Annotated in this window: 16 protein-coding genes; 6 read left to right on the forward strand and 10 right to left on the reverse strand. The window is 73.5% G+C overall.

The genetic code is table 11. The features are described from left to right. Positions 1 to 138: 138 nt before the first annotated feature. Entirely contained in the window at positions 139 to 1,176 is a 1,038-nt protein-coding gene (locus tag Mam01_RS33815; protein WP_204289239.1) for a chemotaxis protein CheB, read from the reverse strand. A gap of 107 nt (positions 1,177 to 1,283) precedes the next feature. Between Mam01_RS33815 and Mam01_RS33820 the strand changes: the two genes are divergently transcribed. After that, a complete protein-coding gene (locus Mam01_RS33820; RefSeq protein WP_204289240.1) occupies positions 1,284 to 1,973 on the forward strand; it encodes an STAS domain-containing protein in 690 nt (229 codons plus the stop codon). Positions 1,974 to 1,995: 22 nt separating this feature from the next. Here the strand turns inward: Mam01_RS33820 and Mam01_RS33825 are convergent, their stop codons facing one another. The 3 genes from Mam01_RS33825 to Mam01_RS33835 form a co-directional block, all read right to left on the reverse strand. Further along, positions 1,996 to 2,451 (reverse strand): GNAT family N-acetyltransferase, encoded by a 456-nt coding sequence (locus Mam01_RS33825; RefSeq protein WP_204289241.1) that lies wholly within the window; start codon positions 2,449 to 2,451, stop codon positions 1,996 to 1,998. 156 nt (positions 2,452 to 2,607) lie between these two features. After that, complete coding sequence (locus Mam01_RS33830) at positions 2,608 to 3,606, reverse strand: NAD-dependent epimerase/dehydratase family protein (RefSeq protein ID WP_204289242.1); 999 nt, start codon at positions 3,604 to 3,606, stop codon at positions 2,608 to 2,610. A gap of 89 nt (positions 3,607 to 3,695) precedes the next feature. Next, complete coding sequence (locus Mam01_RS33835; RefSeq protein ID WP_204289243.1) at positions 3,696 to 4,613, reverse strand: SDR family oxidoreductase; 918 nt, start codon at positions 4,611 to 4,613, stop codon at positions 3,696 to 3,698. A gap of 120 nt (positions 4,614 to 4,733) precedes the next feature. On the opposite strand from Mam01_RS33835, the gene Mam01_RS33840 reads away from it, so the two are divergent. Beyond that, positions 4,734 to 5,300 (forward strand): TetR family transcriptional regulator, encoded by a 567-nt coding sequence (locus Mam01_RS33840; protein WP_204289244.1) that lies wholly within the window; start codon positions 4,734 to 4,736, stop codon positions 5,298 to 5,300. Positions 5,301 to 5,438: 138 nt separating this feature from the next. On the opposite strand, the gene Mam01_RS33845 is transcribed toward Mam01_RS33840, so the two are convergent. The 3 genes from Mam01_RS33845 to Mam01_RS33855 all read right to left on the reverse strand — a co-directional run bounded on the left by Mam01_RS33845 (position 5,439) and on the right by Mam01_RS33855 (position 11,394). Further along, a complete protein-coding gene (locus Mam01_RS33845) occupies positions 5,439 to 6,602 on the reverse strand; it encodes a YncE family protein (protein ID WP_204289245.1) in 1,164 nt (387 codons plus the stop codon). A 308-nt stretch (positions 6,603 to 6,910) separates the two neighbouring features. Next, positions 6,911 to 7,222 (reverse strand): STAS domain-containing protein, encoded by a 312-nt coding sequence (locus Mam01_RS33850; RefSeq protein WP_204289246.1) that lies wholly within the window; start codon positions 7,220 to 7,222, stop codon positions 6,911 to 6,913. After that, a complete protein-coding gene (locus Mam01_RS33855) occupies positions 7,222 to 11,394 on the reverse strand; it encodes a SpoIIE family protein phosphatase (RefSeq protein ID WP_204289247.1) in 4,173 nt (1,390 codons plus the stop codon). Before Mam01_RS33855 ends, Mam01_RS33850 begins: the two co-directional genes overlap by 1 nt. Before the next feature lie 288 nt (positions 11,395 to 11,682). Between Mam01_RS33855 and Mam01_RS33860 the strand changes: the two genes are divergently transcribed. From Mam01_RS33860 to Mam01_RS33875, 4 genes are all read left to right on the forward strand, one after another. Next, a complete protein-coding gene (locus tag Mam01_RS33860) occupies positions 11,683 to 13,068 on the forward strand; it encodes an NtaA/DmoA family FMN-dependent monooxygenase (RefSeq protein ID WP_204289248.1) in 1,386 nt (461 codons plus the stop codon). After that, positions 13,065 to 14,252 (forward strand): LLM class flavin-dependent oxidoreductase, encoded by a 1,188-nt coding sequence (locus Mam01_RS33865; RefSeq protein ID WP_204289249.1) that lies wholly within the window; start codon positions 13,065 to 13,067, stop codon positions 14,250 to 14,252. The genes Mam01_RS33860 and Mam01_RS33865 overlap by 4 nt, the downstream gene beginning before the upstream one ends. A gap of 70 nt (positions 14,253 to 14,322) precedes the next feature. After that, on the forward strand, positions 14,323 to 15,378 hold the full coding sequence (locus Mam01_RS33870) for an LLM class flavin-dependent oxidoreductase (RefSeq protein WP_204289250.1): 1,056 nt from the start codon (positions 14,323 to 14,325) through the stop codon (positions 15,376 to 15,378). Beyond that, positions 15,375 to 16,520 (forward strand): LLM class flavin-dependent oxidoreductase, encoded by a 1,146-nt coding sequence (locus Mam01_RS33875; protein ID WP_204289251.1) that lies wholly within the window; start codon positions 15,375 to 15,377, stop codon positions 16,518 to 16,520. Before Mam01_RS33870 ends, Mam01_RS33875 begins: the two co-directional genes overlap by 4 nt. Positions 16,521 to 16,568: 48 nt before the next feature. Here the strand turns inward: Mam01_RS33875 and Mam01_RS33880 are convergent, their stop codons facing one another. The 3 genes from Mam01_RS33880 to Mam01_RS33890 all read right to left on the reverse strand — a co-directional run bounded on the left by Mam01_RS33880 (position 16,569) and on the right by Mam01_RS33890 (position 20,277). Beyond that, positions 16,569 to 17,999, reverse strand: a complete 1,431-nt coding sequence (locus tag Mam01_RS33880) for a serine hydrolase domain-containing protein (protein WP_204289252.1) — start codon at positions 17,997 to 17,999, stop codon at positions 16,569 to 16,571. Between the two features lie 230 nt (positions 18,000 to 18,229). Further along, positions 18,230 to 19,276, reverse strand: a complete 1,047-nt coding sequence (locus Mam01_RS33885) for an LLM class F420-dependent oxidoreductase (protein ID WP_204289253.1) — start codon at positions 19,274 to 19,276, stop codon at positions 18,230 to 18,232. Then, entirely contained in the window at positions 19,273 to 20,277 is a 1,005-nt protein-coding gene (locus Mam01_RS33890; protein WP_204289254.1) for a glutathione S-transferase C-terminal domain-containing protein, read from the reverse strand. The genes Mam01_RS33885 and Mam01_RS33890 overlap by 4 nt, the downstream gene beginning before the upstream one ends. Between the last annotated feature and the right edge of the window lie 71 nt (positions 20,278 to 20,348).

Raw genomic sequence — 20,348 nt, forward strand, 5'->3', positions numbered from 1 at the left:
ACTGAGGTCGAGACGCGCCACGTGCGCCCGCGCCTGCCTGGCCACCTCCACACCCGGATCGTATCCCCCGGGTTCATGCCACCGTGACGAAATCCGCACCCTGAGTGACCACAACGTGCGCACCGCGGAACCCTTCACCTACCTGTCCACCACCCGCCAAAGGTCGCCCTCGGTGACCGCGACCGGCGCCTCCCAGCCGCTCTGGCTCTGCAGGCGGCGCAGCGCCTTCACGGTGTCCCGGCCCTGCTCGACCTGCCTCCGCAGCCACCGCGCCGTCATCGTCTGCCCATGCCGCTGCGCGGTGGACAGCATCCGGGTCATCAGGCGCAGCCGTTCCTCCAGCCGCAGGATGGTCACCCAGAAGGCGCGCTCGACGGCCTCGCCCTGGCCGTCGATCATGCTCTCCAGGGACCAGGCGTGCCCCACGATGCACTGGTAGTGCCCGTTGGGAGAGGTGGGCACCTCGTACAACGGGCCGTTGCAGTCGGGGCAGGTCAGGGCGCTCAGATCACCGGGCGGCCGGGGCAGCGCCCCGTGCGAGTAGAACGGCGACAGCTCCCGTTCGAGCTCCTGGTCCACCGTCTCCCCCTTCACCTCGCGGGCGCCGTCGCTCTGCCGGACGATCCACGCCGCGATGTCCGCCAGACCGGCCACCATCGGCCGCGCCGTCGCCGCGATGGCCGCGCGCGGCATGCCGTCGAACGGACTCTCCTCGGGGTCCTGCACCGCGACCAGACCACCCCGGCTCTCCACCTGCGCGCACCCGCGGGCTCCGTCGTCGAGCGTGCCGCTGAGGACGACGGCGAGGGTACGCGGCCCGGCGAAGGCCGCCGCGCTGAGGAACAGCGGATCGGCGGCGGGCCGGTGCCCGTTGTGCCGCGGGCCACGGGACAGCCGGACGGCGTCCCCGTCCAGCAGCAGGTGGAGGTCGGGCGGGGCCACGTACACGTGCCCGTGCCGCAGCGGCTCACCGTCCTGCGCCGCGGCGGCCTTCAGCGGTCCCGACCGGTCGAGGGTGCCCGGCAGGGCGCTGCCCGCCCGCGGCGAGATGTGCAGGACGACCATGACGGCCGCCCTCAGGTCGCCGGGCAGGCCGCCGAGCAGCGACCTCAGGGCCTCGACTCCGCCGGCCGAGGCGGCCACCACGACGACGTCCCGCCCGAAAATCACACCCACAATTGGCCCATATCCTCGGAAGTCAGGATTCATACGGCAGGCGTGGGCAGCGAAATCCGATCGCCCGATTCCCGTTTCCCCACTTCACGCGGGGAAAGGAGGCCGATATGGAGCTCTTCATCGACGCCACTCATCGGGAGCCCGACTCCGCGGTGGTCACCGTGGGCGGGGAGCTCGACGTGTTCAGCGCCGGGCGGCTTGAAGCGGTCATCACGCCGCTGGTGACCGAGGGCCGCGTCCACCTGGTGATCGACGCGGTCCGCCTGCGGTTCTGCGACCTCGCCGGGGTGCGCCTGCTGGAGCGCGTGCACGACGACGCCGCCGCGGCGGCCGGCGGCCTCATCGTCTGGGCGAGCCGTCCGCTGGGCCGCCTGCTCTCCCTGCTCTGGCCCGAGGGACTACCGGGACGCCCCACCGTGGTGCGCGCCGCCCCGGCCGTGCCGTCGCCGGGACCACAGCTCGTGCTGCTGCGCGGCTCCTCCCTGGACCTCCTCCCGCCCGCGCCGGGTACGGACGCGGCCTCCACGAGGACACCGGCCGCCGCCGACCGGGAGCGCCGGGCGGCGCTGCTGGATCAGTCGCGGCGGCTGCGCGCGGAGGCCGCGGCCCGCAGGGAGATCCTGTGCGAGCGGGCGCAGTCGTTGTGCGCGAACCTCGCGGCCGCGCACGAACGGCTGGCCGCCATCCACCTGGCGCTGCGAGACCGCCGCAGCGACGTCCTGGCCTGCGACGGAGTCGCCCACCGGAGGAAGGCGGCGCACGTCCGCCGCCAGGCCGAGGTCTTCTCCCGGAGGTGACCGTCCCTCAGGGCGGTCCGCCTCAGAGCGCCCTGGTCATGAACACGCTGAGCGGATCGGGACGGTAGTCGCCGAAGGGCGCGCAGTAGGTGAACCCGAACTTCTCGTACAGCTTCCTGGCCGGCAGGAAGTGCTCCTCCGAGCCGGTCTCGAGGCTCAGGCGCGCGAAGCCCATCCGCCCGGCCTCGTCGAGGATGTGCCGCAGCAGCAGGGACGCGATCCCCGCGCGTTTGCGCGCCGACGCCGTCCGCATCGACTTCAGCTCGGCGTGGGCCTCATCGAGCCTCTTGATCGCCCCGCAGCCCACCACGGCGCCGCCGTCCAGCACCGACCAGAACGTGACCTCCGGACGGCGGAGGCCGTCGAGGTCCAGGGCGTGCTTGCTCTCCGGGGGCGTGACGGACCGCATCTCCCGCAGGTGTTCCTCGAGGAACTCGGCGATCTCCGGGCCGGACAGGTCGTCCTCGACGATTCTCATCGCGCTCGCTCACCTGGATCATGACTGACGGATCATGTCTGACGGGACACCAGGATGCCATCCCGCCCCGCCTGCCCTGTACAGGTGGATCAGCACGACCGGATCAGTACGCCCGGCCCGTACGATCGGCCCGCGCGGCGTCGCATCGTGACCGGCTCAGCCCAGCGGCGCGGCGGCGAACTCCCGCATGCCCTCGGCGAACCCGACGCGCGCCTGGAAGCCCAGCTCCGCCCGCGCCCGGTCCGGCGAGGCGACGATGTGCCGCACGTCGCCGAGGCGGTACTCCCCCGTCACGACCGGGCGCGGCCCGCCCCGCCCCGCGGCCAGTTCCGCGGCCATCTCCCCGACCGTGTGCGGTTGTCCGCTCGCGACGTTGTACGCGGACACGGCGCCCTCCCGCCCCGCGGCGAGCGCCGCCAGGTTGGCCCGCGCGACGTCGCGGACGTGGACGAAGTCGCGCCGTTGCCCGCCGTCCTCGAAGACGCGCGGGGCGCGCCCCGCCTCCAGCGCCGACCGGAAGATCGCCGCGACTCCCGAGTACGGCGTGTCCCTGGGCATCCGGGGACCGTAGACGTTGTGGTACCGCAGGGCGACGGCGACGCCGCCGGTCTCCCTGGCCCAGTTGGCCGCGAGATGCTCCTGCGCCAGCTTCGTGGTGGCGTAGGCGTTGCGGGGATCGGCGGGCGCGTCCTCTCCGATCACCGCCGGCGTGAGCGGCGAGGCGCAACCGGGGCAGCGCGGCTCGAAGATCCCCCGGTCGAGGTCCTCGGCGGCCCGGGGACGGGGCCGGACCGGCCCGTGCTCGCCGCACTCGTACGCGCCCTCGCCGTAGACGACCATGGACGACGCAAGCACCAGGCGGCCGACGCCGTGCCGCGCCATGGCCGCCAGCAGCACGGCCGTGCCGTACACGTTCACCGAGGCGTAGTCGGGCAGGTCCGCCACGTCGACGCCGAGGCCGACCTTGGCCGCCTGGTGGACCACCGCGTCCACGCCCGGCAGCAGCCGGCCGGCGGCCGTCTCGTCGCGCACGTCTCCGCCCTCGACGCCGCCCGCCCGCAGGTCGAGGCCCGTCACCTCGTGCCCGGCCGCCGTCAGCGCCTCGGCGACGTGACTTCCGATGAACCCGGCCGAACCGGTCAGCAGCACCTTCACGCGCCGAGGGTAGACCGCCGCCGCCCCACCGGGGCCGCTTCGGGCGCGGCCGTTCGCGACCCGTAAGATCTTCCGCCCGCCCCCGGCCGTCAGGAGAAGTAGTGGCCCTTGCCGAGGTCGTCGAGGAGGCCGGGCTGCACCGGCCGCCAGCCGAGCAGGTCGCGGGTCAGCGCGCTCGACGCCGGGCTGTCGGCCCCGACGACATCGCCCAGCCAGCCGAAGTGCGCGCTCGCCTCCTCAGGGGCGACCGAGACCACCGGCAGGTCCAAATGGCCGCCGATCACCTCGGCGACGGCCCGGATCGGCACGCCCTCGTCGGCGACGGCGTGCAGCACCGTCCCCGCCGGGGCCTTCTCCAGCCCCAGCCGGAACAGGTGCGCGGCGTCGAGCCGGTGCGTGGCGGGCCAGCGGTTCGCCCCGTCGCCGACGTAACCGGAGACGCCCTTCTCGCGGGCGATGCCGACCAGGGCGGCCATGAAACCGGGGTCCCCCTCGCCGTGCACCGTCGGGGGGAGGCGTACGACCGACGACCGCACGCCGTGGGAGGCCAGGGAGAGCGTCAGCAACGCCGTCTCCAGCCGCCCCCGGGGGCCGCCGCCCGGATGCGCGGAGCCCGGCTCGATCCCGTCCTGCTCGGTCGCGACGGCTCCCGGCTTGAGGCCGAGGGTGCCTGAAGCGATCACGAGCGGCCGTCCGGTGCCCTGGAGCGCCTCCCCGAGCGCCTCCACGGCCCGGCGGTCCGCGCCGACGGCCTTCCCGAAGCCGCCCGAGAAGGCGATGTCGTGCTTGAACGCGAGGTGGATCACCCCGTCCGACTCGGCGGCCTCGCTCCGCAGGGTGCCGAGGTCGTCGAGCGTGCCGCGACGCACCCGAGCCCCGGCCCGGGTGAGGGCTTCGGCCGAGGCGTCCGACCGGGCCAGACCGGTGACCTCGTGACCCGCGCCGATGAGCTCGGGCACGACGGCGGAGCCGATCCAGCCCGACGCCCCGGTGACGAAAACGCGCATGAGAGAACCTCCCGACGGGTGACCGTCCCCGGCACACGGCCGCGCACGAGGATTGATGTCAGTCACTGTCGTCAGGATACGTCACGATGTCAGTGACTGTCATGCGGCTACGATCAGGGCATGGGTCGATGGGAGCCGGACGCGCGCGGCCGGTTGGAGCGGTCGGCGCTGGAGCTCTACGCGGAGCGCGGGTTCGACCAGACCACGGTCGCGGAGATCGCCAGGCGGGCGGGGCTAACGGAGCGGACGTTCTTCCGGCACTTTGCCGACAAGCGCGAGGTGCTGTTCCACGGCTCGCACGCGCTGGAGGAGCTTCTCGTGGACGCCGTCGCGGGCGCGCCCGACACCGCGGCGCCGATGGACGCGATCGCGACGGCCCTCGACGTCGCGGGCGGCATGTTCGAGGAACGCCGCGAGTTCGCGCGGCGGCGCAACGCCGTCGTCGCCGCGCACGCGGAGCTGCGGGAGCGCGAGCTGATCAAACTCGCGTCGCTCGCCGCGTCCCTCGCCGGGGCGCTGCGCGGGCGCGGCGTGGCCGAGCCGGCCGCGAGCCTGGCGGCGGAGGCGGGCATCGCCGTCTTCAAGATCGCGTTCGAACGCTGGGCCGGCGACGCCGACGGCCCGGACCTGCCGCGGCTCATGCGGGAGTCGCTCGACGAGCTGAGGGCCGTCACCGCGGGCGCGTGATCGCCGCCGGACACGGGACCGAGGACGCGGGACAGAGGACACCGAGCGGCGCAGGTCACCCGAAGCCCGGGTCTGTGGGCAGCACCGGCCGCTCGGAAGCACAGGTCGATCAGAGGTGCAGAGCACCGGAGGCACGGCTCACCGGAAGACGCCGGTGTGGCCGAGCGAGTAGCGGCCGGGCTGCGGATACACGCACAGCCCGTGCGGCCCGGCTCCGACGGGGATGGTGCGGAGGACCCTGCCGGTCCGGGTGTCGAAGACGTAGACGACGCCGTGGTAGCGGCCGCTCAGCCACAGCTTGGTGCCGTCGGCCGAGACGCCGCCCATGTCCGGGGAGCCGCCGCCGGGGATGCGCCAGACGTCGACCACCTTCCGCTGGGCGAACGACACGACGGACACCGATCCCTCGCCGCGGTTCGACACGTACAGGTGGCGCGAGTCGCGGCTGGCGTAGAGCCCGTGCGCGCCCCGGCCGGTCGGCATGAACCGGACGACCTCGTACGTCGCCGCGTCCACCAGCCACACGCCGTGCCGTTCCATGTCGGCGACGTAGAAGACGCGGCCGTCGGGCGACAGCTTCACGTCCTGCGGCATGCTCATGTGGCCGAGGTGGACGCGGCGGATCAGCCTGGGCGTGCGCCAGTCGACGACGACGAGGTCGCCGCTGAACTCGCAGCTGGCCAGGAACACCGAGCCGTCGGCGGTGAAGTCGCCGTGGTTGACGCCGCGGCAGGGCAGCGGCAGCGAGCGCAGCCGTCTCATGCTGTGCGGGTCGCGCAGGTCGAGCCGGTTGTTCCGCTCCGCCATGACCAGCGCGTACGCGCCGTCCGGCGAGAAGTACAGGTTGTACGGGTCGTCCACCGGCACCGGCCGGCCCGGCCTGCCGGTGCGCGGGTCGATGGGGGTGAGGAAGTTGCCCCGGTTGTTGTTCACCCACAGGGTCTTCAGGTCCCACGACGGCACCACGTGCTGCGGCAGCGCCCCGACCGTGAAGTGCCGCACGATCCGGTACGTCTCCGGGTCGATGACGTCGACCGTGCCGCTCTCGCTGTTGGGCACGTACACCAGGGAGCGGAACCCTTTGACGACCGGGCTCAGCATGCCGGGCCGGTCGGCCGCGTAGACGTCGGTCTGCTCCGGCCCCTCCGGAGGTGCGGCGGCGCCCCGTGACCGCGCCGGTGCTGGTGACGGGGACAGCGGCGCGGTGGGCGTCACGGCCCGCGGCACGGGCCGGGACGCGGGCGGCCCCGCGGCGCAACCGGCGAGGACGAGCCCCCCGAGGACCGCGAACACTCCGGTCACCGCCGCTTTCTTCCGCGCTCCTGTGACACCTGCACCTGTCACGCATCCCCCCGACATGGCGGGCGGCGCCCGGCCCCCCGTACGGTCACGACGACCGGCCGCGGGCGGCGGCTGCGCGGCGACTTACTGCACGCTGACTACCGCACAGTGACTACTGCACGGTGACTGCGAGACGGCGGAGACGCGGCTGCGCGGCTGGTCGGCGCGACGCTAACGCCCCCGCGGAGCGGCACGGAGGGGCTTTACCCGGTCTTGCACGGCGCCTTCCCGGCCCGCGACGCGCCGGTTCGCGGAGGCCGGCGGGGTCGCTACGACGTGATGGGGGCCTCGTGCTCGGCGGTCTGCACGGGAGCGAGCCCGGCGAGCCCGGAGATGTCCAGGACGGGGGTGAGCAGCGGGTTGGCGATGAGGGTGATGTGGTCGGCGTGGGCGAACAGGACGCTCAGGCCGGCGCTGTCGAGGTATTCGACGGCGGTCAGGTCCAGCACTAGGGGGCCCGGCATGTTGCCGAGAGCCTCGGCGAGCGCGTCGGTGTTGCTCATGTCGATCTCGCCGGTGGCCGTCAGCAGCGCGGCGCCGTCGGCGCGGCGGCTGGAGGTGAGGGTGAGGGGCGTGGTCATCAGGCGATCCTCGTGTGCATGTCGACGATGGTGCCGGACGGGCCGGGCGTGATGGTGACCTGCTGCATCATGGCGCGCATGAGGGCGACACCGCGCCCGCGGTGGGTGTTCTCCTCTGCCTTGGGAGACTTCCAGCGGCCGGTGTCGGCGACCACGAGGCGCAGGTTGTCCACGAAGGCCTCGGCCCGCAGGCGGACGATGTCGCCGGGGGCGTCGCGGTGACCGTGCTCGATGGCGTTGGCGCACGCCTCTCCGGCGGCGACCAGGACGTTCTGGATGGTCTGGGCCGGCAGGTCGCACTGCGCGAGCCAGGTCCGCAGCGCCCTGCGGACGGGCGCCAGCTGGGACGACTCGGCCGGGAAGGCCATCTCCAGCGGGGCGGGGTGGCGGTAGAGCAGCAGGGCGACGTCGTCGTCGTAGCCGTCGGCGGGCGCCAGCCGCACCATCACCTGCGTGGCGAGGTCGTCGACCGCGGCGTCCCGGCCGTCCTGCACGGCCCGGCTGGCCTGGTCGATGCCCGCGTTGAGCGGGCTGCGGCGGCGCTCGACCAGGCCGTCGGTGTAGAGCATGAGAGTGGCGCGCGCGGGGATGACCGCCTGGCCCTCCGGGCGTTCCGCGCCGGGCCGGACGGCCAGCGGGATCGACCGCCCGTCTTCGAGCAGGCGGGTGGTGCCGTCGGGGTGGGCGAGGATGCCCGGCGGGTGCCCGGCGCTGGAGTAGGTCAGCACCCCGGTCTCCGGGTCGAGCACGCCGCAGAAGACGGTGGTGCACTTCGCGCCGGGGACGCCGGCGGCGAAGTGGTCCAGGGCCATGAGCGTGCGCGCCGGGCTGGCGTCCTGCAGGAGCAGCGCGCGGCAGGCGCTGCGCAGCTGCCCCATGACGGCGGCCGCCTCCACACCGCGCCCGACGCAGTCGCCCACGACGATGCCGATGTTCCCGCCGGGCAGGGCGATGGTGTCGTACCAGTCGCCGCCGACCTCCAGGGGACGGGTGGCGGGCTCGTAGCGGACGGCGAACCCTTCGGGCAGGTCGGCGGGGCCGAGGATGGCGCGCTGCAGTGCGATCGCGGTCTCGCGCTGCTGGTCGATCTGGTGCGCGCGGACGAGCCCCTGGGCGAGGTGCCCGGCGAGCAGCGACAGGAGCAGCTCGTCCTCCCGGGAGAACGGCCGCTGGTCGCCCAGCTCGACCCACAGCGCCATCGGGCCGTCGGGATGCTCCAGCAGCACGCCGACTCCGCTGCGGTCGGCGGCCGGGGTCAGCAGGGGCCGCCGGCGCAGGCCGGTGAGCGCCTCGCGGCGTCCGGCCGGCAGCGCGCGCCAGGTCAGCGATTCGTCGGTGGCGGTGAGGGTGGGGTCGCCCTCGTGCTCGAAGACGGCGGCCAGCACGTGCCGGGCGCGCCACAGGGTGCGCAGTTCCCCCAGCGCCCCCGACAGCGCGTCGGTCAGGCTTCCGGCCTGGGACAGCGACGTGCTGAGGGAGGCGAGGGCGCTCTCCCGCTGGATGGCGTAGTGCTCGGCGGTGACGTCGCGGAAGGTGCCGACGACGACCTGGCGCCCGGTGTCGGGGTCCTGCGCCTGGTTGAAGGTGACACTGATCCACAGCCGGTGCCCGTCCCGGTGGGTGACCGGGATGGTGTAGCTGCCCTGGCCCGGGCCGACGATGCCCGCGAAGGCGTCGGCGACCTGCCGGTGGGCGGCGGGGTCGACGTCCCGGTCCGGCCACCACGGGTGGATCGGCCTGTACGGCAGGCCCTCGGGGCCGTACCCGAGCATGTCGGCGAACGCGCTGTTGATCTCGACGACCGCGCCGTTCTCGTCGCAGACGAAGAACGCCTCCTGCAGCGAGTCGACCAGCGCCGTGCGCCAGCGGGCCTGGTGCTGGCGCAGCCGCGCCATCTCCATGTTGGCCCGCACCCGCGCGAGCAGCTCCGCGGCGGCGAACGGCTTGACGAGGTAGTCGTCGGCGCCGGCCTGCAGGCCCTCGATGGACGCCTCCTGGCCCGCCCGCGCCGACAGCAGCAGCACCGGGACGGCGGCGGTGCGCGGATCGGCCCGCAACGCCGCGACCAGCGCCAGGCCGTCCAGGCGGGGCATCATCACGTCGCTCACCACGAGGTCGGGGGCGTCGGCGCGGATGGCGTCCAGCGCGTCCTGCCCGTCGCCGACGGTGTCGACCAGGTATCCCGCGCCCGTGAGGAGCCGGACGAGATATCCGCGCATGTCGGCGTTGTCGTCGGCCACCAGCACCCGCGCCGGGACGCCCGCCGGGCGGGAGGCGGAGGGGTCCTGGGCGGTCAGCTCCATGTCGTCCCCGCCGGACGCGGCGGCGTCGTCCGCCGGCAGCCAGCGCAGGGCCTCCTGGACGAAGGGGTCGGCGGTGGCGGACGCCACGCTGCCGCCGGCGGCCGTCGTGATCGCCTCGGCGGGCAGGTGCGCGGCGCCGAACGGCAGGCGGATGGTGAAGCGGGTGCCCTCGCCCTCGGCGCTCTCGGCGGCGATGGTGCCGCCGTGCAGGCCGACGAGCTCCTGCACGAGCGCCAGGCCGATGCCGCTGCCCTCGTTGGAGCGCGAGCGGGCGTTCTCGATGCGGTGGAACCGCTCGAACAGTCGCGGCACCTCGTCGGCCGGGACGCCGATGCCGGTGTCGGTGACGGTGACCACCGCGTGGCCGCCCTCCCCGCGCACCGACACGCCGACCGAGCCGTCGAAGGTGAACTTCAGCGCGTTGCTGAGCAGGTTCAGGACCACCTTCTCCCACATGCCGCGGTCGATGTAGACCGGCTCGTCCAGGGGACGGCAGTCGACCTCGAAGTCCAGGCCCGCCTTGTCGATGGCCGAGCGGAAGAGGCTGGCCAGCTCGGCCGTGACCGCGGCCAGGTCGACGGGCTCGTAACGGGCCTGCATCCGGCCGGCCTCGATGCGGGAGAAGTCGAGCAGGGTGTTGACGAGCTTGCCCAGCCGCAGCCCGTTGCGGCGGATGGCCTCCAGCTCCTCGCGCACCTGCGGGTCGGCTCCCTGCAGCCGGCCCCGCAGCTCCTCCACCGGTCCCATGATCAGGGTCAGCGGGGTGCGGAACTCGTGGCTGATGTTGGAGAAGAAGACGGTCTTCGCCCGGTCGAGCTCGGCCAGCTCCTCGGCCCGCCGCTGCTGCGCCTGGTAGCTGCGGGCGCTCGCGATCCCCGCGGCGACGTGCCCGGCGGCGAGTTCCAGGAACCCGCGGTAGCCCTCGTCTAGGAGCCGGTACCGGTTGAGCGCGGCCACCAGGAACCCGTACGGCGCGCTGCCCTGCTGGAGCAGCGGCACCAGCAGCGCCTGGGCGGGCGGCTCCGGCCAGTCACCGGACGGCAGCCCGGAGAACCCGGCGGCGTCGAGCTCCACGAGCACCGACTCCCCCCGGGCCGGCGCCGCCACGGGCCACACCGCCTCGCCGGAGTCGCGGGCCGGCAGGGTCAGGGGGGCGGCCGGGTGCCCGGCGGAGATGCCGGTCACACCCGCCAGCCGCGCGCCGCCGTCGTCCTGGAAGAGATAGGTCAGCGTGAACGGGAGATCGCGCCGGTTGTGGCCGAGCTGACGGCAGGTGAAGGCCAGCATCTCCTGCTCGGTGCGGACCACGCTGGGGTCGGAGCCGAGATCGCGCAGGGTCGCCATGCGGCGCTCGCCGACCACCCGCTCGGTGTCCTCCATGACGACGCACAACATGCCGACCACGGCGCCGGAGTCGTCGCGCAGCGGGCTGTAGGAGAACGTGTGGTAGCTCTCCTCCGGGTAGCCGGACCGCTCGAGGAACAGCAGCAGCGCCTCGTCCCAGGTGGCCTGTCCCGTGGCGAGCACGGTGCCGATCCGGGGACCGATGTCGTTCCAGATCTCCGCCCACACCTCGCTGGCCGGCCGGCCCAGCGCCCACGGGTACTTGCGCCCCAGGGTGTCGCGGCGGTAGGCGGCGTTGCAGAAGAAGGTGAGCTCCGGGCCCCACGCCATCCACATGGAGAACCGGGACGACAGCAGGATGCTCACCGCGGTCCGCAGGCTCTGCGGCCACTCGTCCGGCGGCCCGAGGGGGGTCGCGTGCCAGTCGACCTTCGCGAGGTCCCGGCCGATCTCCTCGTCGGCGGTGAACACGTCGGCGCCGGCCGCCGTCACCGGCCCCGGCTCGGCGTCGTCACTGAGCGCCACTACGCCACCCCTTCGTTCGCGCCGGCCCGGCCACTGCTCACCCGGCCCCGGTCGCCGCGTCCCGTCACCGCGTCCTATGGCCCGCCCAACCCTGGAGCAGATGGGTGACGTGACGGAGAGGATAGGTCAACCCCCCGTCAAGAGGCCAACCGGGGTCCCTTTCCGGACGGCCGGGACACCGGCGCGTCCGGCGAGTGCCCACTCCTTTCATCAGTTCCACGGTGACGATTGACGCAAAAACCCTTAATCCCTACTGTGTTAATAGGTTTCCCTCACCAGGAGCGCCCGATGACCAAGCAGATCCATCTCGCCGCGCACTTCCCGGGCGTGAACAGCACGACCGTCTGGTCCGATCCCGCGTCGGGCAGCCAGATCGACTTCGAGTCGTTCCGCCACCTGGCCCGGACCGCCGAACGGGGCAGGTTCGACTTCTTCTTCCTCGCGGAGGGACTGCGGCTGCGCGAGGCGAAGGGCCGCATCCACGACCTCGACGTCGTGGGCCGTCCGGAGTCCCTGACCGTCCTCGCCGCGCTGGCCGCCGTCACCACCCACCTGGGACTCGCCGCGACGGTGAACTCCACCTTCAACGAGCCGTACGAGGTGGCGAGGAGGCTCGCGTCGCTCGACCACCTGAGCGGCGGCCGCGCCGCGTGGAACGTGGTGACCAGCTTCGACGCCTTCACCGGCGAGAACTTCCGCCGCGGCGGCTTCCTGGACGAGTCCGACCGGTACAGCCGGGCGAAGGAGTTCCTGGAGACCGCGAGGGAGCTGTGGGACTCCTGGGCTCCCGACGCGGTGGCCGCCGACCCGGAGGCGGGGCGGTTCCTGCGGCCCGGCGGCGTCACCGCCTTCCGGCACCAGGGCCGGCACTTCGACATCTCGGGGCTGTTCAACGTGCCCAGGGGCCCGCAGGGCCATCCGGTGATCATCCAGGCCGGAGACTCCGACGAGGGCCGCGAGTTCGCCGCGTCCTCGGCCGACGTGATCTTCAGCAGGCACAGCAGGCTGGAGGAGGGCCGCGCCTTCTACCGCGACGTCAAGCGCAGGCTCGCGGCGTACGGGCGGCGGCCCGAGGACCTCAAGATCCTCCCCGCGGTGACGTACGTGCTCGGCGACACCGAGGCCGAGGCCGCGGAACGGGCCGCCGAGATCCGCCGCGCGCAGGTCGGCCCGCAGCAGGCGATCTACTTCCTGGAGGCCGTCTGGGGCCGCGACCTGTCGGCGTACGACCCGGACGGCCCGCTGCCCGACGTCGAGCCCGACCTGGACGAGGGCGTGTCCAGGGGACACGCGGCCTTCCGCCGCGACCGCGGCGAGCTGGTGGCCAAGTGGCGCGCCCTCGCCGAGGAGAAGAACCTGTCGATCCGGGAGCTCGCCATCGAGGTCTCCGCGCCGCAGACCTTCATCGGCACACCGCGCACCGTGGCCGACGAGATCGACCACTTCGTGCAGACCGACGCCGCCGACGGCTTCATCTTCGTGCCCCACCTGACGCCGGGCGGGCTGGACGAACTGGTCGACAAGGTCGTCCCGCTGCTGCAGGAGAAGGGCGTCTTCCGGGCCGAGTACACCGGGCCCACCCTCCGCGACCATCTCGGCCTCGCCCACCGCGACCCGGCTCTCAGCGAGCCCGCCGCCCCCGTGCCGGCCCCCCGTACGAAGGAGAACCGATGACCCTGCACCTCGCCGTCGCACTGGACGGGGCGGGCTGGCACCCGGCCGCCTGGCGGGCCGAGGGCGCGCGACCGGACCGGCTGTTCACCCTCGCCTACTGGGCGGACCTCGTCGCGGAGGCCGAACGCGGCCTGCTCGACTTTGTCACCTTCGAAGACGCCCTCGGCCTGCAGTCGACCCGCCTCAACGAGCCCGACGAGCGGCTCGACCAGGTGCGCGGACGGCTCGACGCGGTGCTGATCGCCTCCGGCGTCGCGCCGCTGACCTCGCGGATCGGCCTCGTGCCGACCACCGGCACGACCCACACCGAGCCGTTCCACGTCGCGATCGGCATCGCCTCCCTCGACCACATCAGCGGAGGCAGGGCCGGCTGGCGGCCCCAGGTCTCGGGCCGCCCCGACCACGCCGCGCACTTCGGCCGCCGGGTCCTGCCTCCGCTGGACTTCTCCGACCGCGCCGATCCCGCCTTCACCCGGCACGTGGCCGGCCTGCTCGGCGAGGCCGCCGACGCGGTGGAGGTGGTCCGCCGCCTGTGGGACAGCTGGGAGGACGACGCCGAGATCAGGGACGTCGCGACCGGCCGGTTCGTCGACCGCGAGAAGCTGCACTACATCGACTTCCAGGGTGACTGGTTCAGCGTGAAGGGCCCCTCGATCACGCCGCGCCCGCCGCAGGGGCAGCCGCTCGTCACCTCCCTCGCCCACGACCGGCAGCCGTACGAGTTCGCCGCCCGTGCCTCCGACGTCGTGTACGTCACGCCGCGGGACCGGGAGGACGCCTCGGCCGTCGTCGAGCAGGTGCGCGAAGCGGAGGCCGCGACCGGACGGGCGGGGCCGCCGTTGAAGGTCTTCGCGGACCTGGTTGTCTTCCTGGAGACCGGCGGCGCGGCCGACCGGAAGGCGCGGCTCGACGACCTCGACGGGGGCGAGTTCGTCTCGGACGCCCACGTCTTCACCGGCACCCCGGAGGCGCTCGCGGGCCTGCTGCTGAGCTGGCGCGAGGCGGGGCTGGACGGATTCCGCCTCCGGCCGGGCGAGCTGCCGCGCGACCTGGTGGCGATCACCCGGGGCCTGGTGCCCGAACTGCGGGCGGCGGGCGCGTTCCGAACGGCGTACGACACCGGGGACCTGCGCGGGCGGCTCGGCCTGCCCCGCCCCGCCAACCGCTACGCGACGGCGTCATGAGCGGGGCCGTCAGCGGCGTCACCACTCCGGACGGCGCCGCGCCGCTCACCGGCGGGGAGGTGGTCCGGGCGTGAAGTTCCTGGCCATGACGCTCGGGTTCCACCTGCCGCATCCGCTGACCGGCGAGCTCAAGTCGCCGACGGAGCGCTTCCGCGAAATCGTGGCGAGCGCGGTGCTCGCCGAGGAACTGGGCTTCGACGGCTTCGGCTTCGGTGAACGGCACGAGCGGCCGTTCCTGTCCTCGTCCCCGCCCGTGGTGCTGAGCCACGTCGCGGCGCTGACCCGCCGGATCAGGTTGTTCACCGCGGTGACCACGCTCAGCCTGCTGGACCCGGTCCGGGCGTTCGAGGACTACTCGACCCTCGACCACCTGTCCGGCGGGCGGCTGGAGCTGATGATCGGCAAGGGCAACGGCACCGCCCAGGCGGAGCTGTTCCACGTCACCGGCGAGGACCAGTGGGACCGCAACCGCGAGGGCTACGAGCTGTTCCGGCGGCTCTGGCGGGAGGACCGGGTGACCTGGTCGGGCCGCTTCCGGCCGCCGCTGACCGACGCCGAGGTGCTCCCCCGGCCGCTCCAGCGGCCGGTGCGGGTCTGGCACGGCAGCGCCACCAGCAGGGAGTCGGTGGACCTCGCCGCCCGCTACGGCGACCCCCTCTTCTCCGCCAACGTCACCAACCCCGTCGAGCCGTACGCGGAACTGGTGCGCTACTACCGGGAGCGGTGGCAGCACTACGGCCACGACCCGGCCGACGCCCTGGTCGGGGCGGGCAGTGCGGGCTACTACGCCACGCCGCGGTCGCAGGACGCCGTCGAGACCTACCGGCCGATCTTCGACGCCCGGGTGGCGTTCCTGGAGAAGCGAGGGCTCGACCCGGTGTTCCACACGCTGGAGGACGCCATCGAGCGCAGCTCCATCCTCGTCGGCAGCCCCCAGCAGATCGTCGACAAGGTGCACCGCTATCACGAGCGGCTCGGCCACGAGGTGCTGCACGTGCAGGCGGAGGCCGACGGCCTGACCGACGGGCAGCACCGGGCGTCGCTCGAACTGTTCCAGAGCGACATCGCCCCCGTGCTGCGCGCGCAGATCCCCAGCAGGCCGTTCCCCACCGGAGGACCAGCATGACCCGCCTGTCCGTTCTCGACCTCGCTCCGATCTCCTCCGGAGCCACCGCGCGGGACGCCCTGCGCAACACCGTCGACCTCGCCCGCCGGGCGGAGGACGCCGGATACCACCGCTACTGGCTGGCCGAGCACCACCTCACCCCCGGTGTGGCCAGCTCCGCGCCCGCGGTCCTCATCGGCGCCGTGGCGGCGGCCACCCGCCGCATCCGGGTCGGCTCCGGCGCGGTCCAGCTCGGCCACCAGACCCCGCTCACCGTGGTGGAGCAGTTCGGCACCCTCGACGCGCTGCACCCCGGCCGCATCGATCTCGGACTCGGCCGCTCCGGCCAGCGCGCCCGGGAGCTGCTCGCCACCCCGCCGGAGGGGGCCGCACCCACCCCCACCGACCCGCCCGCCACGGAGGCGCGGACGGTCAAGGGCCTGCTGATCCCGCCGCCGTTCTCGTTCGCCTCGCTCGCCAAGCACCCGCTCTTCGCCCTGGCCGGCGCGCTGCTGCAGCAGCCCGGCGCGCGGACGCCCGACTTCGCCGACCAGGTCGACGAGATCATCGCGCTGCTGGCCGGCCGCTACCGCTCCGACGAGGGGCACGAGGCGCACGCCCAGCCCGGGGAGGGCGCGGCGGTGGAGCTGTGGGTCCTCGGCAGCAGCGGCGGCCAGAGCGCGCAGGTCGCGGCCGAGCGCGGGCTGCCCTTCGCGGCGAACTACCACGTGAGCCCGGCCACCGTGCTGGAGGCGGTCGAGTCCTACCGCGACGCCTTCAAGCCGTCCCGCGACTATCCCGAGCCGCACGTCATGGTGTCCGCCGACGTCCTGGTCGCGCCCACCGAGGAGGAGGCCCGCCGCGTGGGCGAGCCGTACGGGCTGTGGGTGCGCAGCATCCGGTCCGGCGGGGGCGCCGTCCGGTATCCCTCTCCCGAGGAGGCGTACGCGCACGAGTGGAGCGAGGAGGACCGGGCCCTCGTCGCGGACCGGGTGGACACGCGGTTCGCGGGCACCCCCGAGAAGGTGGTGGAGGGGCTGCGCGTGCTGAAGGAGGCGACCGGCGCCGACGAGCTCCTGGTGACCACGATCACGCACGACCACGCCGACCGCGTCCGCTCCCAGGACCTCCTCGCCGAGGCGTGGTCGGACGCCGGATTCTGAGCACCGGATCGCCGGGGGCGGCCTGGGTGGCGTGGAGCCCGGCGTCGCCTACGCGACGTCGGGCCGTGTCATCAGCGGCGACCGCAGATGCGGCACCAGATCGGGGCTGGTCAGGGGCACGATGTTCCACGTCGCCACCGCCGTCCCCGCTCCGGCGTCGACCACCAGCCGGACCCGGTGCGGGGTGGTGACGACGTAAAGGTCGGCGACGAACGTGTCGCCCTGCCAGGCGCCGGTAGCGACGACGGGGCGGCCGAGCGGCGAACTCTCCCGCCACCCGCCGTGGCCGGCCTCGACGTCGAGGAACGACCCGAATCGCAGGAGCCATCCGCCGTCCACGGGATCGACGGTCACCGGGATTCCACCGGGCAGCGCCGAACCCTCGGCGGATGCGTCGATTGTCGCCGTGACGGAACGCTCCGGATCCGCCGAACCCGGCACCGGCGCGAGTGACAGCCGCCGCAGCCGATCGGCGAGGATCTCGTCGTCGCGGGTGCTTCCCGCGTGGTCCATGCCGGGCAGCAGGCACTCCCATATCGCGTCGAGCACCGCCTGCGCCCGCGTGTGAGCGCCGGTCACGGCGACCACGAGATCGTGCGACGGGACGACCACGCACTGCTGGCCGAAGGAGCCGTCACCGTGGTAACCGTGACGCGACACCCAGAACTGGTAACCGTAACCGCACAGGTAGTCGGCGTCCCCCGATCCGTCCTCGGACGGCAGGGTGCCGATGTGCCGCCGGGTCGCGAGCTCCACCCACTCGCGCGGGATGAGCCGCCGGTCGCCCCAGAGGCCTCCGCGCAGCAGCAGTTCACCGAAGGCGGCGACGGCCTCGGTCGTGAGGTGCAGCCCGTGGAATCCGAAGGCGGCACCGCTCGCCACCCGGTCCCATTCGGCGTGGCCGACGCCCATCGGCTCGAAGAGGCGCTCGCCGAGCAGTTCCGGCAGGCCGCGGCCCGTGACCCGTTCCACCATCCGGGCCAGGACGAAGGTGGTCGGATTGTCGTAGGCGTGCCGCGTTCCCTCGGCCTCGGGAAACGGCACGCGCAGGAAGCCCTTGACCAGGTCGCCCGGTTCCAGTTCCCAGGCCTGGGCGAGGCTGTCCATACGGTGCCCGGTCGTCATGGACAGCAGGTGGTGAACGGTGAGGCGGCGTCCCCGCTCCGAGACGCCGGCCGGAACGTGGCCGGGCAGCACGTCCACCACCCGGTCGTCCAGCGAGAGCAGCCCGTCGGCGATCGCGAGCCCCACGGCGACCGAGGTGAACGACTTCGTCAGCGAGTAGAGAAGGTGCGGGCGTCCGGCCGAGTACGGCGCCCACCAGCCTTCGGCGACGACGTGACCACGGCGTACGACCATGAGGGAGTGGCACTCGACGGACCGCGCTTCGAGCCGGTCCAGCAGCGCGGCGAGAGCGTGGGACGACACGCCTGACGCGGCCGGTGCCGAGCGCGGCAGGAGGGTGCGCTGAGAAGGCATCCGGGCACCCTAACAAATCCGCTGAATCGAGTTACGGGACAACAATGGCACCGGCCCCCTTCAACCGCCTCCGCCGTCACCATTGATTCCCCTTGAAGGATTTCCTCCTTTTACTGCTCCACCTAGGCGAGAGGCGAATCGCATTGGTGGCGGTGGTCCTGTCCCGGACGGTTCGACGGGCTCCGCAGGTGCTGAACCCGCACCCGTGAGCTCGGGCGGCATCCGGAGGATCAGCTCCGTCCCGGGCCCACCTGGTCCTGCGGGACGCGCAGGGCGGCCAGCACCTCCGGCAGCGCGCCGGGTGCCGCGTCCAGCTCGGGGGTCGGGGTGATGTGGAGCTCGACCGCGGTGACTCCGGGGTGCAGATACCGCGCGATGTGGGCGCGGCACTCCTCGGGCGAGCCGTGCACCCACAGCTCGTCCACGACCGAGTCCGGGAGCGCCTCGGCCGCGCCCCGCCGGTCCCCCGCGTCCCAGGCCGCCCGTGACGCGGCCAGGGCGTCGCCCCGGCCGAGCCAGTCGTGGAACGCGCGGTAGGGCGGCTGGTTGAGGATCCAGCCGAGGAAGGCGCGTCCGGCCGCCCTGGCGTACGCCGCGTCGTCCGTCGGGGTCACGAAGATCTTGACGACCAGTTCCTGCCCGCCGGCGGGCGGCCCGGCGGCCTCGACGATCCTCGGCACCTCGTGGGCGGCCAGCACGTTGGTGATCGCGCCGTCCCCCTCGGTGAAGGCCAGCTTCAGCATCCCGGGCCGCAGCGCGCCCACGATGACCTTCGGCCGCACCGGGGGACGTCGCCGGAGCTCGAAGTCGATCGAGAAGGTCTCGTACGTCTCCACGACGTGCTCCCCGTCGAAGGCCCGCCGCAGGAACCGCAGCAGATCCCGCACATGCGCGTACGGCCGGCCGTGCGGGCGGCCGTTCAGCGCCGTGACGTGGGCGGGGACGGACGAGCCGATGCCCAGCAGCACCTCGCCCTGGCCCAGCTCGGCCATGGAGGCGGCCGTCTGGGCGAGCACGCCGGGGCCTCGGGTCTGGGCCGGCAGCACCCCCGTGCCCGCCCGCAGCCCCGGCGACCAGGCCAGTGCCGCGGTCAGCGCGGTCAGGCCGTCGTAACCGCCGCCCTCCCCGGTCCACACGTCGCCGTAGCCCAGCGAGGGCAGCGCCTCGACGATCTCCCTGTGCCGGTGCAGCCCGAGCCCCGCCAGCGGCAGCGTGACCCCCCAGCGCACCGCGCCCGCCGGCGGGACGCCTCCGGACAGCCCGCGCGGGATGCTCACACGTGCTCCCCGGTGAGGGCCTCGCGGCCGTGCGGCTCGTGCCAGTCCGCCTCGTGCGGCGCGACCTCGATCCGCACCGGCCCGTCGCCGGAGGGGGCGGGCCTGCCGGGGACCCGGAACGCGGCGAAGTCGGTGGTCTCCCGGACGGCCGGGATGCCGTACAGGTCCCTGGCATACGCCCAGAGGTTGGGATAGCCGGTCAGCGGCCGCTCGCTGATCCCGGCGAGCGGGTTGTGCAGCAGGTCGAACCGGGCCAGCACCACCCACAACTGCACGTCGGACTCGGTGAGGCGGTCGCCGAACAGGTAGCGCCGGCCGGCCAGGCGGGCGTCCAACCGGTCCAGCGCGGCCGTCACCTGGTCGCGCCGCCGCTCGTACTCCTCCTGCGTCGAGGCCCTGGCGACGAGGTTCACCCCCTGGCTGACGTCGCGGGCGATCTCCTCGTCCAGCACCTCGATCTCGTCGCGCAGGTCCGCCGGGTAGAGATCCAGGCCCGGGCCGGCCCACTCGGCGAACGCCGTGCCGAGATCGAAGGGGATCACGGCGTAGTCGTTGCCGACGATCCGTTTCGTCCGCCGGTCCCACACCACCGGCACCGAGATGTGGCCCGGATATCCGGGCTCGGTGGCGTCGTACGCCTCGGACAGGAGCGTGAAGCCGTTGACCGGGTCGGGGCCGCGCCGCTCGCGGAACGCCCAGCCGCGCGCGTCCCGGTCGTCGTCCACGTACGACAGCGACACGACGTCCCGCAGCCCGGCGAGGTCGCGCACGATGGCGACGCGCTGCGCCCACGGGCAGGTGTAGGAGACGTACAGGTGGTAGCGGCCGGGCTCGGCCGGGTATTCGCCGGACCCGCCGGCGGTGATCCGGCCCTGGAACGGATAGAGAGGCCCCGGCCGGTCGGTCCGGCCCGGTCCGTACGGGCCGTGGGCGGCGACGTCGGCCGGGCTCGCGTACGCGGGTGCGTGGGTGGATACCGGGGTGGTCGCGTGGGTGGTCATGGGGGTGTGTCTCCTTGTCGATCTGGGGCTGCCGATCAGGGGCTGCCGATCTGGGGCTGCCGATCAGGGGC

It is taken from the genome of Microbispora amethystogenes (genome assembly GCF_016863015.1).
Lineage (GTDB): Bacteria > Actinomycetota > Actinomycetes > Streptosporangiales > Streptosporangiaceae > Microbispora > Microbispora amethystogenes.

Coding starts and splice junctions, on each gene's coding strand:
- Mam01_RS33860 (WP_204289248.1), top strand. CDS start 11,683: ATGACCAAGCAGATCCATCTCGCCGCGCACTTCCCGGGCGTGAACAGC.
- Mam01_RS33850 (WP_204289246.1), bottom strand. CDS start 7,222: ATGACCACGCCCCTCACCCTCACCTCCAGCCGCCGCGCCGACGGCGCC.
- Mam01_RS33835 (WP_204289243.1), bottom strand. CDS start 4,613: ATGCGCGTTTTCGTCACCGGGGCGTCGGGCTGGATCGGCTCCGCCGTC.
- Mam01_RS33825 (WP_204289241.1), bottom strand. CDS start 2,451: ATGAGAATCGTCGAGGACGACCTGTCCGGCCCGGAGATCGCCGAGTTC.
- Mam01_RS33880 (WP_204289252.1), bottom strand. CDS start 17,999: ATGCCTTCTCAGCGCACCCTCCTGCCGCGCTCGGCACCGGCCGCGTCA.
- Mam01_RS33840 (WP_204289244.1), top strand. CDS start 4,734: ATGGGTCGATGGGAGCCGGACGCGCGCGGCCGGTTGGAGCGGTCGGCG.
- Mam01_RS33865 (WP_204289249.1), top strand. CDS start 13,065: ATGACCCTGCACCTCGCCGTCGCACTGGACGGGGCGGGCTGGCACCCG.
- Mam01_RS33820 (WP_204289240.1), top strand. CDS start 1,284: ATGGAGCTCTTCATCGACGCCACTCATCGGGAGCCCGACTCCGCGGTG.
- Mam01_RS33875 (WP_204289251.1), top strand. CDS start 15,375: ATGACCCGCCTGTCCGTTCTCGACCTCGCTCCGATCTCCTCCGGAGCC.
- Mam01_RS33890 (WP_204289254.1), bottom strand. CDS start 20,277: ATGACCACCCACGCGACCACCCCGGTATCCACCCACGCACCCGCGTAC.